Source organism: Roseovarius sp. EC-HK134 (assembly GCF_902498815.1).
Classification (GTDB): domain Bacteria; phylum Pseudomonadota; class Alphaproteobacteria; order Rhodobacterales; family Rhodobacteraceae; genus Roseovarius; species Roseovarius mucosus_A.
Map to the genome: position 1 here is coordinate 3081322 of NZ_LR701544.1, position 14461 is coordinate 3095782.

A 14461-nucleotide genomic window follows, 5' to 3' on the forward strand; every position below is an offset into this window, starting at 1 on the left:
CCATTTGGTATATGTCCCAAAATGAAACCGGCCCCGCTGTTGAACGGGGCCGGTGAAATTTTTGCCTGGACCAGTATTTATCCGAAGAGGAAATTATCTGCGGTGAGGTCCGCCGCGAGAACCGCTTCGAAGGTGATGGTCTGGCCGTCGACCGTCACAACCGCACCGGCGACCGTATCGGTGATGTCGAGCGTGTCGAAATTGGCCACGCTGCGCAGGATCACGGTTTCGGTGCTGGCATCGAAATCGGTGATGATGTCGGCCTCGCCGCTGGTCAGCGTGTTGAAGACGAAGGTATCCACACCCTCGCCGCCGGTCATCAGGTCATTGCCCGAACCGCCGTTGAGCGTGTCGTTGCCCGTGCCGCCATCCAGCACGTCATCGCGCCCGCCGCCTGCGACAAAGTCATCGCCTGCGCCACCCAGAACGGTGTCGTCGCCCAAGCCGCCGCCGAGGCTGTCGTTGCCTTCGCCCCCATCAAGCAGGTCAGTGCCTGCGCCGCCGCCGATGAAGTCATCGCCGGTGCCACCCTCGACCGTGTCGGCGCCTTGACCGCCACCGAGGCGGTCATTGCCGTCCTCGCCCCGCACCAGATCGTTGCCTGCGCCGCCATTGGCCACATCGTTGCCAGCACCGCCGTTGACGATGTCGTCACCCAAGCCAGCCCCGATAGTGTCGTTGCCAGCTCCGCCGTTCACCGTATCGTTGCCAAAGCCACCGCCGAGGTTGTCATTACCTGCGCCGCCGTTCACGAGGTCGTCGCCCGCGCCTGCGCCAAAACCATCGTCACCGTCGGTGCCCACCAGCGTATCGTCGCCATCACTGCGCCCGGTCGGGGAACTGTCCACGCCGAGGTTGTCGAGGTTGTAGATTGCGGTGTTGCCGTCGCCCTCATAGGCGATGGCGATCTGGGCAAATCCTGTCGCGCTCTGGTCTGCGGGGATGAAAGCGATGGTTTCGGGGCTGATGTTGCCGTTGGCCTCGCTGTCGATATAGCTGTCGAACACCGGGTTTGCGGGGTCGGAGATGTCGAACACCATAATGCCGCTGTCGCGCTCAAGCCCGATGAAGACATAGGGTTTGCCTTCGACAACACCCACGGCGATGGCCTCGGGCTCAACCCCTTTGTCGTCTGAACGGTTGTCGAACTCGCCTTCGTCGTGATTGAAGAGCTCGGGCCGGATTTCGGCGATAAGCTGCGAAAACTGCGACCCGCTGTCAAAGACGATCTCGCCCGCCGCATTATAGACGGTGAAGGAGCGCGCGCCGTAGTGGAACAGCTGATCGTAATCGCCATCGCCGTCGGTGTCGCCCAGATCGGTGCGCACGTTGAGGCGGCCAAGGTTTTCGTTCAGTTGCAGGATATCGGCATTTGGAAAGGCCGTCGGATCAAGATCAAGGCTGCCAATCCGGGCCTCGGTCGCATCGCGGGCGTCGCCTTCGTTGGCGGTGAAGATATAGGTTTCGCCGCCGATTTCGATTGAGGTGATCGCGTCGGGCTGGCGCATGCCGAAGAGGTTGTCATAGGTTTGCAGGTTGATTGCGTTGTCGCGGTTGGAGGCGTCGATCTCGTTGCCCTGAAGCGAACGATCCACGAGGCCGAAGCTGCGGATGTCGGTCACGGTGTTGGTCGTGAGGTCGATGACCGCGTAGGCATTGGCCTCTTGCAGGCTGACCCATGCGGTGACGCCATCGGGCAGCACGGTGATATACTCCGGCTCCAGATCCTGCGAGGCGGAGTTGCCCGGTTGGATCAGAACGCCGGCCTCGCGCAGTGTGTCCTCTTGGCCGTCGAAGGCCGAGAAATCGAGCGTGACGGCGGTGGCATTGGCCGCGCCGCCGCTGAGGTCGATGATGGACACAGACCCGAGCGGATCGGTGCCGTCGAGCGGTTCGCCCTCATTGGCCACAAGGATGCGCGTGCCATCGGGGGTGAAGGTCAGCATGTCGGGCAGATTGCCGACCTCAATGGTGTTGAGCAGGGTGCCTTCGAGATCAAAGATCGCAACCACGCCATTGGCCTCGGCCGGTGTGACCGAAATGGCCGCGGCGACAAGGCCGTTTTTGGCAGCGACCGATTGCACGCCGTCAAAACCCTGAACCTGACCTAAATCGAATTCAAAGAGCTTCTCGCCGGTGGCGGCATCGAATACGTCAACCCGGTTTTGTGCGCCGTTGGTGACATAGGCGCGGCCTGCGTCCACCGAGACCACTTCGGAGCCGCCGGTGAAAAGCTCGGTCTCGCCGCTGAGCAGGTTGGCAGCGATGGACACCTCAAGCGTTGGGGTGTTTTCGTCCAGCAGAATGCGGTCAATCCCGCCATTGCGCGCCAATTGAACAATGCGCAGGTCGTTGGCCGCATCGGTTTCGGCATTGGCAAAGGCGGTGTCTTCGTCGGGGAAAGTCTCGGACATGAAATCGCCCAAGGCCTGCTGTTCGCCAAGGCGATCCGCCTCTGTGTCGGATGTGATGCCGCCTTCAGGCGTCAGGAATTGCACATCCGAGATCAGTTCCTGAAACGGATAGCCGTCGCCATTGCTCTGCATGAGGAAATCGAGCGTGACCATGCGGATCGTCTCGGGGGCCTCAGCCGTAAAGGCGCCATCGCGAAAGATCACGATGTCATCGCCGGTTTCGGGATCAATCAAGGCCACCGTCTTGATCCGGTCGCCCGCGACGGCCACTTGCGGGCGGTCGGTAGCCGGATCGACCACGTAATCGCCATTCGCATCGGTCACGAGTTGCTGGGCGGTGCCTGCCTCATCAAAGCTGACGCGGAAACCGCCGATCTGAAAGAAACGACCGGGGGTGTTGCCTGCGTCGGTATCGGTGTCGGCCACGCCATGCTCGAGCAGCATGAGAAAGCCTTCTTTGGTCACGGTGGCGACGGCCAGACCGTTGTTGAACCGCAGCGAGTTTTGCAGGTCGAGCTGCGACAGCACGCCGTCGCCTGCATCAGTGCCGGTATTGGTGGCCGAGCCGATTTCGGCGCGGATGCCGCCACCGTTCTTGAACGAGACGTTGACGGTGGTATCGGCACCCCGCGCCGCCGAGAGGTTGGCATCGGCAGTCAGGTTGCCAAGGTTGCTTTCCTCGGTGCGCACGGTTTCGCGGCGTCCGTCAAGGAACACGTCATGGTTGCCAAAGGCGATGGCGTCGGCCTCGTCTACAATGACCTGCACCGCATCGGTCAGATCCTGCACGATGCTGGCCTTGGCGGAGGCGTCGAGCGCTTCTGTCAAAGTGGCGGCACCGGTCACGTCGAGAACGCCCTGAGCATCGGTTGCGAAAGTGCCCGAGACGGCGGTGTTGATGGAATCGGCCACAAGAACGCCGTTGTCGTCGAATTCGACCACGAGGCGGCCAAGGTAGCTGTATTCGCCATCGGTCGAGACGATCGCCACGGGATTGCCATTCGTATCCACGGTCAGGAAAGGATAGGCTTCGGCCGCTGCATCGCCATCGCGCAGCCGGTCATTGGCATCGGCCTGAAGCGTGTTGGAGCCGCCCGCGATGATGATGTCTACCCCGTCAAGCAGCCCTGCCAGTTCCTTTTCCAGCGAAATCTGCTGAAGATGCGAGGTGAGGATGATCTTGTTGGCCCCCGCCGCGATCAACGCGTCGATCTGCGGCTGAATGACGGCGGCGAGGGCGGCCATATTGTTGGCCCCGCCGGTGATCTCATTGGTGCCGCCGGTCGAGGAAATCGTCTCGATGATCTGGGTGGTGGCCCCCACCACGCCGATCAACTCGCCGCCTTCTTCGATCAGAGTGGCGGGGGCGATGGCCGGGCCGATATTGCGCGCCGCCAGATCCGCCAACGATTCCGCGAAGATATCCGAGGTCAGGATCTCGTCGGTAAAGAGGCGGCCAAGGCTGTTGTCGCCGGAAAAGTCGATGTTGGCGGAAAGATAGGGGAAGAGGGCACCGACCCAGTTGATCTCGCCATTGCCGCCAGAGGCATTGATGATGCCGGCAAAGGCATTGGTGCCGGGGTCGAATTCGTGATTGCCGACTGCCGAGGCGTCAAAGCCGAGCACATTCATGATGGTGATGTCGACGCGGCCCGGGCCTTCGTCGATGTCGAGCGTCACGCCGGTCAGATCAAGGCCCAGAATCTCTGTGTAAAAGCGTTCATAAGCGGCGGTCAGGGTGGCCCCCATCGAGAAATCCGCTGCGGTCGAAAAGAATGGGCCGGGAATGTAATTGTCTCCGGCAGAAAGCAGGATCGTGTTCTCGAATGTATCTTCGAGCGTGTCGACGATCGCGGCAAAATTTGGCGCGTTGTCCAGAGCGGCAACGCCACCCTCAAGATCATTGGCATGCAGAAGTTGGAGCGTATAGGCCATAGGAGGGTCCACCCAGATTGAGACATGATACCGGGGACCGATAGAGGCGGTTTGTGACGTGGGTTTGAGAGATTTGTAACGTCTGCGTAAACGGCGCGGGTTCGCGGGGCGGGGTGCGTGGTGGTCCGTCTGACAGATGTGGCGCGTGGTTTGCGCTTAGTCGCGTTCTGGTGTCTCTGCGCGCGCGCGATTGCGCAGGCGTTGCGCCCGAGCGAGCCTGTCCACTTGGTTCATCGCTTGCAGGATGTTTCCCGTGGCGGCTGTGAACAGCGCTTCGCGCTCTGCAAAGAAGGGGTCGGCGAATGTCTCAAAGGCGCGGCGCGCGACGGCGGCACCGGTTTTGAGGTGGCGATGCCGCGCGAGGGCCTGCAGCATTTCCTTGTGATATTTGGGCAGCGTCTTGCGGGCGCGCATCTCGGAATAGAACCAGGCGTTGTCCAGCGTGCCGGTGCTGGCCTTGCGGAACACCTCCTTCAAAAGACCCATGGCGTCAAAGGCTTCGGGCAGGCCGTGCCCAAGCAAAGGGCTGCGCAGGTGCCGGACATTTTCCCCGGTAAAGCGCGCGGCATGACGGCGATCTTCGCTGTGGAACGGATCATAGAACAGATAGACCTCGGCGGCCTGACGCGATTCGACGGCGGCATCGTTGAAGAGACCATCCCAGCGTTGCCGACGTCCTTTGCCGTGGTTGGTTTCCCAAGGCACCAGATCGGCATGCAGGGTGCTTTGTGGGGTATAGCTGATCACGCGGCAGCCGGGGGCCAATGACGAAAAGGCCGCCGCACCAAAGCCGCCCATAGAGGTGCCGGTCATGACGACCTGCGCGAAGTTTTGGAAAAAACCCTGGTCGCGCAGCGCCAGCAGGCTGGCGTGCAGGGCAGGGCATCTGAACCAATCGGTGTCATCCGCCATGACACCCAGAACGGAATGCCCCTCTTGCAAAAAGAACCCATGCCCCCAAGCCCGCCTGTTCGGTGCCCTGCGCTGCGCCGCGACGGCATTGTCAAAGGACACAACCAGCACGGGCCCAGCCGCCGTGAAGGACAGGCGGTTCTTCGGCAGGATAGTCTCGAAATCCGTAACGAGTGGCATGGCGTTTTGTCTCTGTGCTTGGCCTTCTCAGGCCTCACCTCGGCGGCACTGATCGTTGCAACTGCATAACCTCTTAGCGCAGCAGTCTCGCGGATTTTAGGAGACACCACAATGAGGAGAGATGCCAGCAAACACACAGCCCGCCCAAAAGATTTTAAGTAGGTAAATGACTTAAGGGGATAGTGGCGGAGAGACAGGGATTCGAACCCTGGGTGGGGTTGCCCCCACAACGGTTTTCGAGACCGCCCCGTTCGACCACTCCGGCACCTCTCCGCGGGGGTCTGGTGGAGCAAGCGTTTATTTGCCTTTGGCGGGGGGGGCAAGGGGGATTTGCATTGTTTCGCGGGATAATTTGCCTAGGTTGGGCTAAGGTCTGAGCGAAGCGATCTGGAAAGGATGACGTGTCATGAGCGAGGTTCGCTTGCGGTCAACGGCGCGCGGCGTCGTTTTGACGGTTCTGGCGGTGGTGATGGTGGCGTTGATCGCAGGGCCTCTGCGTGCGGCGGATCGGGCGCGGCTGGAGGCGTTTCTGGAGGTGACGGGCTTTGGCGTGGCGCTGGACAGTATCGCGCTCTCGGCCTCGGGCGCGCCGGCGATGCTGGGGCTTTCGGCCAGTGATTTCGGGCAGGGCTGGAGCACGCTGGCCGATGAAGTGTTTGAGACCGCACGGATGCGTGAGATGGGGTTGAGCATCCTCGAAGAGGCGATGGATGACGAGATGTTGGGCCATGCGGCCGAATTCTATGCCTCGGATTTGGGGCAGCGTCTGGTTTTGGTCGAGAATGCCGCGCATCTGCATGAGGATGACGACGCCAAGCGGGCTGAAGGCGAGGCGCTGTTGGCCGCGATGCCGCCTGAGCGTGTCGAGGTGCTGCGCGCGATGAATGCGGCGGTGGACAGTGCGGGCACCGGGGTGCGTGCGGTGCAGGAAATTCAGGTGCGGTTCTTGCTTGCGGCCTCTTACGCGGGGGTGTTGGAGAGCGAGATCGACGAAACCATGCTGCGGGCGCTTTTGGCGGAGGATGAAGACGAATTGCGCGAGAGCCTGCGCGCCTCGGCGCTGGCCAGTGCGGCCTATACCTATCAGAGCCTGCCTATTGAGGATCTGCGCGCCTATGTTGCGGCGCTCGAGCATCCGATCATGGCGCGGGTTTATGAGCTTATGAATGCCGTACAATATGAGATCATGGCCAACCGGTTCGAGGTTTTGGCGGCGCGGATGCGGGGGCTGACCCCGGCGCAGGAGTTGTGAGGGTGCGGGCGGTTCTGTTTGCCTGTGCGGCGCTGCTGCTGGCGGCGCTGCCGCTGCGCGCGGGCGAGGTTGATCGGCTGATGGCCGCGCTGCACTTTGAAGAAACCGTGGCGATCATGCGGGCCGAAGGGCTGCGCTATGGTGGCGATGTGGGCGACGAAATGTTGAGCGCGGTCGAGCGGGCCCGTTGGGATCGGGTGGTGGGCCGTGTCTATGATGCGGATCGGATGCTGGCGCAGGTGCAAAGCCGGTTCGCACAGGCGATGGACGGCGCCGACACCGGCGCTTTGCTTGGGTTTTTCGAAGGGCAGGGTGCTGAGGTTGTCGCCTTGGAAATTGCCGGGCGTCGGGCGCTGTTGGATGACGGCACAGAGGCTGCGGCAGAGGCGCGCTATGCCGAGTTGGCGGCGGCGGATGCGCCGATTGTGCGCCATGTGGCGACCCTTATTGCGGATAGCGATCTGATCGAGCGCAATGTCGCGGGGGCACTGAATGCCAATCTTGGATTTTATCGAGGGCTGGCTGATGGCGGCGGTCTTGATCTGAGCGAACAGGAAATGCTGGCGGAAATCTGGGCGCAGGAGCCTGAGATGCGCGAGGAGACCCGCGATTGGTTGCAGGCCTATCTGACCATGGCCTATCAGCCGTTGCCGCAAGAGGTGCTTGAGGCCTATATTGCCCTTTACCGCAGTGCCGAGGGCCAGCAGTTGAATCATGCGCTGTTCGTGGCCTTTGATGCGATGTATGAAGAGTTGTCCTATCAACTTGGGTTGGCCACCGCTTTGACGATGCAAGGCGAGGATTTATGAGGGATTTGGCGTGGTTTTGCCCGGCTGGGCCTTGACTCTGACGATGGAGTTTGGCATTAGCGCGCAACCCGGCGGGATGATCTTGCCGGGTTTGTCTTTGATATACACCCCTATAGGGGCGCAGTTCGAGGTGGCCTGAGGGCCGAAAACGCCCGGTTCAGCCGGGGACCACAGAGCGCGGAGAGAAAAGGAAGAGCCCATGTTTGCGGTCCTCAAGACCGGTGGCAAGCAATACAAGGTGTCGTCGGGCGACATTCTTCGTGTTGAGAAACTTGCAGCTGATGCTGGTGAAAAAGTTCAGTTCAACGATATCCTGATGCTCGGTGGCGATGCCCCCGTCATCGGTGCGCCCTTTGTGGTCGGTGCGGCCGTTCAGGCCGAGGTCGTTGATCAAATCAAGGGTGACAAGGTTATCAACTTTGTCAAACGTCGCCGTAAGCACGGCTCGCAGCGCACCCGTGGCCATCGTCAGAAGCTGACGCTGCTGCGTGTCACCGAGATTCTGGCCAGCGGTGCAGACGCAACAGGCGTCAAAGCGGCTGTCGGTTCCGGCTCGGTTGCGACTGTGGTCGAAGCGAAGCCCGCCAAGAAATCCAGCGCCAAGCCGGCAGCGGGTGGCGATGATCTCAAGCGGTTGTCGGGCGTTGGCCCCGCACTTGAGAAGAAGCTGCTTGAAGCGGGTGTAACCACCTTTGCCCAAGTGGCGGCATGGACCGAAGCAGATGTGGCTGCCATGGACGAAAAACTGTCGTTCAAGGGCCGGATCGAGCGTGAAGGCTGGATCGAACAGGCCAAAGAGTTGGCTAAAGGCTAAGGAGAGACCAAATGGCACATAAAAAAGCAGGCGGTTCATCCCGTAACGGGCGCGACTCTGATGGTCGTCGCCTTGGCGTCAAGAAATACGGTGGCGAAGCCGTTATTTCCGGCAATATCCTCGTGCGTCAGCGCGGCAACAAGTTCTGGCCGGGTCTGAACGTGGGCGAAGGCAAGGATCACACGCTGTTTGCCGTCGCGGAAGGCGCTGTGAAGTTCCACAAGGGCCTCAAGGGCCGCACCTTTGTTTCGGTTCTGCCAGTGGCGGAGGCCGCTGAATAAGCCGTCCTTAGGGTTTTTAGACTAGAGGGGATCGGCGAGACCGCCGGTCCCTTTTCGCTTTTGCGGGCTGGGGAGCGTGTTCGCGGGGTGACGACACTGCACAATTGCGCGAGCGTGCCGTTGTGCTTTGGCGGGGAGGGGCCATCTCTTGCCATGACTTTGGCGCTGATCGGAGGAGCAGGCGCATGAAATACGAAACGATTGTCAACCAACCGGTGATGCCGGCGGAACGGTTCGATCTGCGCCCTTTGCGGGTGTCGGATGCGGGGTTGATCGGGATGAATGCCGGGGATGAGCGCGTGGCGCGCTTTACCCGAAGCATCCCGCATCCCCTGCCACCGGGAGCCACGGAGGCGTTGATCACCCGGGCACAGGCCGAGGACCGGTCCGAGGATATCTGGGCTATCGACGGCACCAAGGCGGGCGGCTCTGAGGTGATGGGCCTCATCAGCCTTGAACGGGTGGATGACGGACAGTCCGAAATCGCCTATTGGGTGGCTCCGGCCTATTGGAATACAGGGGTGGCCTCGGCGGCGGTTGAGGCGCTCTTGACGGCCAATCCGCACCGGGCGCGCACGATCTTTGCCTCGGTGTTTCAGGACAATGCGGCCTCGGCACGGGTCTTGACGAATTGCGGGTTTCAGTATCTTGGAGATGCCGAAGCGTTCAGTGTCGCGCGTGGGGCCAAGGTTCTGACTTGGACCTATAGTAAAAAGATGATCTGAGGCCCCGCACTGGGCCTTTGCGATAAGGACAGACTATGAAATTTCTCGATCTCGCAAAGGTCTATATCCGCTCTGGTGGCGGCGGCGCGGGCAGCGTCAGCTTTCGCCGCGAAAAGTTCATTGAATTCGGCGGGCCGGATGGCGGCGACGGCGGCAATGGCGGCTCGGTCTGGGCAGAGGCTGTGGATGGGCTGAATACGCTGATTGATTTTCGCTATCAGCAGCACTTTTTTGCCAGAAGCGGCACGCCGGGCATGGGGCGCCAGCGCACCGGCGCGAGCGGGGATGACATTGTTTTGCGCGTGCCGGTGGGCACGGAAATCCTTGATGAGGACATGGAAACAGTCCTGGCCGACATGACCGAAATCGGGCAGCGCGTGCTTTTGGCCCAGGGCGGCAACGGGGGCTGGGGCAATCTGCATTTCAAGACCTCGACCAATCAGGCCCCGCGCCGCGCCAATCCCGGGCAAGAGGGGATCGAGCGCACGATCTGGTTGCGGCTCAAACTGATTGCCGATGTCGGGCTTTTGGGTTTGCCCAATGCGGGAAAATCGACATTTCTTGCCGCCACGTCGAACGCGCGCCCCAAGATTGCCGATTATCCCTTTACCACGCTGCATCCCAATCTGGGGGTTGTGGGCGTGGATAATGTGGAATTCGTGGTGGCCGATATTCCGGGGCTGATCGAAGGCGCGTCTGAGGGGCGCGGACTTGGTGATCTTTTTCTGGGCCATGTCGAGCGGTGTGCGGTGCTGCTGCATCTGGTCGATGGCAGTTCAGGCGATCTCGTGGGCGATTATCAGACCATCATCACCGAACTTGAGGCCTATGGTGGGGGTTTGGCGGATAAGCCGCGTGTGACGGTGTTGAACAAGATTGACACCTTGGATGATGAAGAGCGCGCGTTTCTGCGCGAAGAGCTGGAGGCCGCCTGCGGCACGCCGGTGATGCTCATGTCTGGCGTGTCCGGTGAAGGCGTGACGGAGGTGCTGCGCGCGCTGCGCGAGCGTATCGACGCGGACCGCCTGCGCCACAAGGTGAGTGACGAGGACGAAGAAGACGCACCGTGGCAACCGTAACTGACGCAAAACGACTGGTGATCAAGATCGGCTCGGCCCTGTTGGTGGACCGGGTCAGTGGGGCCTTGCGGGCCGAATGGCTGGGCGCGCTGATCGAGGATGTTGTCTGGTTGCGGCAGCGCGGCACAGATGTGATCCTTGTCTCGTCTGGGTCTATCGCGCTTGGGCGTCGGGTGTTGAACCTGCCGCAAAGTGTGCTGACGCTGGAGCAGTCGCAGGCAGCCGCCGCCGTAGGGCAAATCCGGCTGGCGGGGGCCTATGATGCTGCCTTGGCCGCGCATGGGCTGACGGCGGCGCAGGTCTTGGTGACGCTCGAGGATAGCACCGACCGGCGGCGCTATCTCAATTCCCGCGCCACTCTAGAACAGCTTTTGCGGTTGGGGGCTGTGCCCATCGTGAATGAGAATGACACCGTGGCCACGGATGAAATCCGCTATGGCGATAATGATCGGCTGGCGGCGCAGGTTGCGGTGACGGCAGGCGCGGATCAGTTGATCCTGCTTAGCGATGTGGACGGGTTCTATACCGCCAACCCTGCGCAGGACCCGACCGCGCGCCGGTTTGACACCGTGGCCCTGATCACGCCCGAAATCGAGGCGATGGCGGGTGACGCCGTATCGGGCCTGAGCAAGGGTGGCATGAAGACCAAGCTTTTGGCGGCCAAGACTGCCACGGCGGGGGGCTGCGTGATGGCGATCACGCAAGGCGATGTGCTGCATCCGGTGCGCGCGCTAAATGAGGGGGCCGCCGCGACATGGTTTCTGGCGCAAGGCGATCCGCAGCAAAAGCGCAAGGCGTGGATTGCCGCGATGAAGCCCAAGGGGCGGGTCATCGTTGATGAGGGCGCTGCGCGCGCTCTTACTGCGGGTAGCAGCCTGCTTGCCGCCGGTGTGACAGAGGTCTCGGGCCGGTTTGGCCGGGGCGATCCGGTTGAGGTGGCCGATGCGGCGGGGCGCGTGCTTGGCCAAGGGCTTACGCGCTATGATGCGGCGGATGCGGAGCGGATCAAGCGGCTGCGTTCGGATCAGATCGAGGCGGTGCTGGGGTATCCGGCGCGGGGGCCTTTGATGCATCGTGACGATATGGCATTCTGATAGCCCGGAGGGCGGACTATGAAAGACCAGACAGAGATTGCGGCGCTGATGGCCGAAATCGGGGCGCGGGCGCGTGCGGCATCTGCGGATTTGGCCATTGCCGATGCCGCGAGCAAGCGCGCAGCGTTAGAGGCGGCGGCAGAGGCGGTCTGGGCCGGGCGGGGTGAGATCCTGGCCGCCAATGCCCGCGATCTGGACTATGGTCGTGACAAGGGGCTGTCTGATGCGATGATGGACCGGCTGGCGCTCGATGAGGCGCGTATTCAGGGTATTGTCGACGGGTTGCGTGCGGTTGCGGCGCAGGAGGATCCGGTGGGCGAGGTTCTGGCGGAATGGGACCGGCCCACGGGCCTGCATATCCGCCGGGTGCGCACGCCATTGGGGGTGGTCGGCGTGATCTATGAAAGCCGCCCGAATGTGACGGCGGATGCCGGTGCCCTCTGCGTGAAATCCGGCAATGCGGTGATCTTGCGTGGCGGGTCAGAAAGCTTTCAATCCTCGGGTGCGATCCATGCCTGTCTGGTCGCGGGATTGCGCGCGGCGGGCCTGCCAGAGGATGCGATTCAGCTTGTGCCGACGCGGGACCGCGCCGCGGTTGAGGCAATGTTGACCATGACCGACACGATTGACGTGATCATTCCGCGCGGCGGCAAGGGCCTTGTGGGCCTTGTGCAGCGTGAAGCGCGGGTGCCGGTCTTTGCCCATCTTGAGGGGATCGTGCATGTTTATCTCGATGCGGCGGCGGATGCGGCCAAGGCGCTTCGGGTTGTGCTCAATGCCAAGACCCGGCGCACCGGGATCTGCGGGGCGGCGGAATGTCTGCTTATTCATCGCGATATTGTCGACACCATCGGCCAGGATGTGATCCGCGCGCTGATCGAGGCCGGGGTCGAGGTGCGCGCCGATGCGGCGTTGCAGGGGATTGCGGGAACTGTGCCGGCCACGGATGAGGATTGGGGCCGCGAATACCTAGACAGTATCATCGCCGTCAAAGTTGTTGAAAACATTGATGATGCCATCGCGCATATCCGTCGCCACGGGTCGAACCATACCGAATGCATCGTGACCGAAGCTGATGCGGCGGCGGAGAGGTTCTTTGCCCGGCTGGACAGTGCGATTCTGATGCGCAACGCCTCGACGCAATTTGCCGATGGGGGCGAATTTGGCATGGGCGCGGAAATTGGCATCGCTACCGGCAAGATGCATGCGCGCGGCCCGGTGGGGGCGGCGCAACTGACCAGTTTCAAATATCTGGTTGAGGGGGATGGGACCGTCAGAGCGTGACGCGAAACTCTGTGTCAGTAAGTTGGCGCTGAAGGGTTGCGCCCTGCGCCGCGAGGCAGTGATGCAAGAGCTGGAAATGCACCTGCGCGGGGGTAGGCCGGGGCCAAGGCCCCTCTGCGCAGAGCGCGCGCCAAAGATCCACATCCGGGGCAAGACGGGCCGCAGTGGCCACGATCTGCCATCCTTCAGGCGTTTGGCTGACGGCGAGTTGCCCGCCCTGCGGCAGGGCCTGTTCCACGCACAGCAAGCCAAGCAGCAGGATTTGCGCCATCGGGCGTGGCAGCGGAGCGGTGATCTGAAGGGTAAGCGTGATGCGCCCCCCCGCGTGCAGGGTGCCAAGAATGTCGCGCAGTTCCTCGGCCCGCGTGACGTGATCTTCCTCAGCCTGACCAAAGGCCAGCCGAAAGAGCCGCACCCGCGCCAAGGCCTGCGCTGCCGAAGCCGCGATTAGCGCCATTTCCGGCCCTTCCATAGTGCCGGACAGGCCCATCAACTCTAGCCCATTGCCAATCGCCCCCAGTGGGCTGACGAGGTCATGGCAGATGCGCGAGGCTATCAAAGCGCCAAGAGCATGGGTATGTTGGGGCATGAGATGACTCCGGGACGGGATGCAGCATGACGGATATGAATTCGATACTTGAGCCAGGAATGCTGGTGCTGCATCCGCAGAGGCCGGATTGGGGAACGGGGCAGGTGCAATCCAACATTGGCGGACGGATCACGGTTAACTTTCGCGAAGAGGGTAAAGTGGTGATTGATGGCAATCGCGTGGAACTGATACCTCTTCTTGATCCCTGATCGAGGTTAGCAAAAGGTTAACAACCGCCGAACCTTGCGACCAGTGGTATCGTTGCACTTGGTGGCGCTCTTGCCTAAAAGGCGGCGCAGACCCCAGAGACAAGGCCGATGATCGCAAGCGCCCCCAAGTTCCGTGTGAAGCTGGCCGATACGCCCGAGGAATTGCGCGCGGCTCAACGCTTGCGCTACGAGGTCTTTGTCGAGGAATTGGGCGGTGATGGGCCGCTGGTCGATCACGCGGCGCGGTTGGAACGCGACCGCTTTGATCCGTTCTTTGACCACCTGTTGTTGTTGGACGATGCGAATAATGCTGCCGTTGTCGGCGTTTACCGCCTGTTGCGTGACGATCAGGCCGCGCGCGCAGGCCAATTTTATTCCGAAGACGAATACGATCTGAGCGCGCTCAAGACCAGTGGTCGGCGGCTGATGGAATTGGGGCGGTCCTGCCTGGCGAAATCTTATCGCGGGGGACCGGGCATGTATCATCTCTGGAACGGTCTGGGCCGCTATGTGACGGATCATGGCATCGAGATCCTGTTCGGTGTGGCCAGTTTTCATGGCACAGATATCGCGCATCTGGCCCCGTCACTAAGCTTTCTACATCAGCGACATCTGGCGCCAGAAACCCTGCGTGTGCGGGCGCGGGAAGGACATTTTCAGCGCATGGACCTGATTGCCGCGCGCGATCTAGATCGGCGCGCGGCGATGCGCCAAGTGCCTGCGCTGATCAAGGCCTATCTGCGATTGGGGGGCTATGTTGGCGATGGCGCTTTTGTGGACCATCAGTTCAATACGACCGATGTCTGCCTGATTCTCGATACAGACCGTCTAAGTGAAAAGCAGAAAAACATTTATCAACAGAGTATTACATCTTGAAGTTCAGG

At 61.5% G+C, this 14461-nt stretch carries 13 protein-coding genes and 1 tRNA gene; 10 read left to right on the forward strand and 4 right to left on the reverse strand.

The window, feature by feature from the left end; translation table 11 throughout:
- Positions 1 to 77: 77 nt before the first annotated feature.
- The 3 genes from GC127_RS18745 to GC127_RS18755 form a co-directional block, all read right to left on the reverse strand.
- The gene (locus tag GC127_RS18745; RefSeq protein WP_151979358.1) at positions 78 to 4349 is read right to left on the reverse strand and encodes a choice-of-anchor I family protein; all 4272 of its coding nucleotides are present in this window, start codon (positions 4347 to 4349) and stop codon (positions 78 to 80) included.
- Between the two features lie 156 nt (positions 4350 to 4505).
- Positions 4506 to 5441 (reverse strand): hypothetical protein, encoded by a 936-nt coding sequence (locus tag GC127_RS18750; protein WP_151979359.1) that lies wholly within the window; start codon positions 5439 to 5441, stop codon positions 4506 to 4508.
- A 183-nt stretch (positions 5442 to 5624) separates the two neighbouring features.
- Positions 5625 to 5714: transfer RNA gene (locus tag GC127_RS18755), tRNA-Ser, on the reverse strand.
- Between the two features lie 133 nt (positions 5715 to 5847).
- Here GC127_RS18755 and GC127_RS18760 point away from each other — a divergent pair.
- From GC127_RS18760 to GC127_RS18795, 8 genes are all read left to right on the forward strand, one after another.
- Positions 5848 to 6693: a DUF2059 domain-containing protein gene (locus GC127_RS18760; protein ID WP_151979360.1), complete on the forward strand. Its 846-nt coding sequence runs from the start codon at positions 5848 to 5850 to the stop codon at positions 6691 to 6693.
- A gap of 2 nt (positions 6694 to 6695) precedes the next feature.
- The gene (locus GC127_RS18765; RefSeq protein WP_037297677.1) at positions 6696 to 7502 is read left to right on the forward strand and encodes a hypothetical protein; all 807 of its coding nucleotides are present in this window, start codon (positions 6696 to 6698) and stop codon (positions 7500 to 7502) included.
- A gap of 199 nt (positions 7503 to 7701) precedes the next feature.
- Positions 7702 to 8316 (forward strand): 50S ribosomal protein L21, encoded by a 615-nt coding sequence (locus GC127_RS18770; RefSeq protein ID WP_151979361.1) that lies wholly within the window; start codon positions 7702 to 7704, stop codon positions 8314 to 8316.
- 11 nt (positions 8317 to 8327) lie between these two features.
- A complete protein-coding gene (gene rpmA / locus GC127_RS18775; RefSeq protein WP_008281135.1) occupies positions 8328 to 8597 on the forward strand; it encodes a 50S ribosomal protein L27 in 270 nt (89 codons plus the stop codon).
- Positions 8598 to 8782: 185 nt separating this feature from the next.
- Entirely contained in the window at positions 8783 to 9322 is a 540-nt protein-coding gene (locus GC127_RS18780) for a GNAT family N-acetyltransferase (protein ID WP_008281134.1), read from the forward strand.
- A gap of 35 nt (positions 9323 to 9357) precedes the next feature.
- Complete coding sequence (obgE, locus tag GC127_RS18785) at positions 9358 to 10401, forward strand: GTPase ObgE (protein ID WP_151979362.1); 1044 nt, start codon at positions 9358 to 9360, stop codon at positions 10399 to 10401.
- Positions 10389 to 11495: a glutamate 5-kinase gene (gene proB / locus GC127_RS18790; protein WP_151979363.1), complete on the forward strand. Its 1107-nt coding sequence runs from the start codon at positions 10389 to 10391 to the stop codon at positions 11493 to 11495. Before obgE ends, proB begins: the two co-directional genes overlap by 13 nt.
- 18 nt (positions 11496 to 11513) lie before the next feature.
- Complete coding sequence (locus tag GC127_RS18795) at positions 11514 to 12779, forward strand: glutamate-5-semialdehyde dehydrogenase (protein ID WP_151979364.1); 1266 nt, start codon at positions 11514 to 11516, stop codon at positions 12777 to 12779.
- Here the strand turns inward: GC127_RS18795 and GC127_RS18800 are convergent.
- Entirely contained in the window at positions 12769 to 13368 is a 600-nt protein-coding gene (locus GC127_RS18800) for a histidine phosphotransferase family protein (RefSeq protein WP_151979365.1), read from the reverse strand. The two genes, GC127_RS18795 and GC127_RS18800, sit on opposite strands and share 11 nt — an antisense overlap.
- 26 nt (positions 13369 to 13394) lie before the next feature.
- On the opposite strand from GC127_RS18800, the gene GC127_RS18805 reads away from it, so the two are divergent.
- Positions 13395 to 13577: a DUF3553 domain-containing protein gene (locus GC127_RS18805; protein WP_040651557.1), complete on the forward strand. Its 183-nt coding sequence runs from the start codon at positions 13395 to 13397 to the stop codon at positions 13575 to 13577.
- A gap of 108 nt (positions 13578 to 13685) precedes the next feature.
- Positions 13686 to 14453, forward strand: coding sequence for a GNAT family N-acetyltransferase (locus GC127_RS18810; RefSeq protein ID WP_081506256.1), 768 nt, complete (start codon positions 13686 to 13688; stop codon positions 14451 to 14453).
- Positions 14454 to 14461: the final 8 nt, after the last annotated feature.

Bases quoted from the DNA above. Each gene is read 5' to 3' on its own strand.
- GC127_RS18810 (WP_081506256.1), top strand. From the start codon at position 13,686: ATGATCGCAAGCGCCCCCAAGTTCCGTGTGAAGCTGGCCGATACGCCC.
- GC127_RS18760 (WP_151979360.1), top strand. From the start codon at position 5,848: ATGAGCGAGGTTCGCTTGCGGTCAACGGCGCGCGGCGTCGTTTTGACG.
- rpmA (WP_008281135.1), top strand. From the start codon at position 8,328: ATGGCACATAAAAAAGCAGGCGGTTCATCCCGTAACGGGCGCGACTCT.
- GC127_RS18770 (WP_151979361.1), top strand. From the start codon at position 7,702: ATGTTTGCGGTCCTCAAGACCGGTGGCAAGCAATACAAGGTGTCGTCG.
- GC127_RS18750 (WP_151979359.1), bottom strand. From the start codon at position 5,441: ATGCCACTCGTTACGGATTTCGAGACTATCCTGCCGAAGAACCGCCTG.
- GC127_RS18795 (WP_151979364.1), top strand. From the start codon at position 11,514: ATGAAAGACCAGACAGAGATTGCGGCGCTGATGGCCGAAATCGGGGCG.
- GC127_RS18780 (WP_008281134.1), top strand. From the start codon at position 8,783: ATGAAATACGAAACGATTGTCAACCAACCGGTGATGCCGGCGGAACGG.
- obgE (WP_151979362.1), top strand. From the start codon at position 9,358: ATGAAATTTCTCGATCTCGCAAAGGTCTATATCCGCTCTGGTGGCGGC.
- GC127_RS18805 (WP_040651557.1), top strand. From the start codon at position 13,395: ATGACGGATATGAATTCGATACTTGAGCCAGGAATGCTGGTGCTGCAT.
- GC127_RS18800 (WP_151979365.1), bottom strand. From the start codon at position 13,368: ATGCCCCAACATACCCATGCTCTTGGCGCTTTGATAGCCTCGCGCATC.
- GC127_RS18745 (WP_151979358.1), bottom strand. From the start codon at position 4,349: ATGGCCTATACGCTCCAACTTCTGCATGCCAATGATCTTGAGGGTGGC.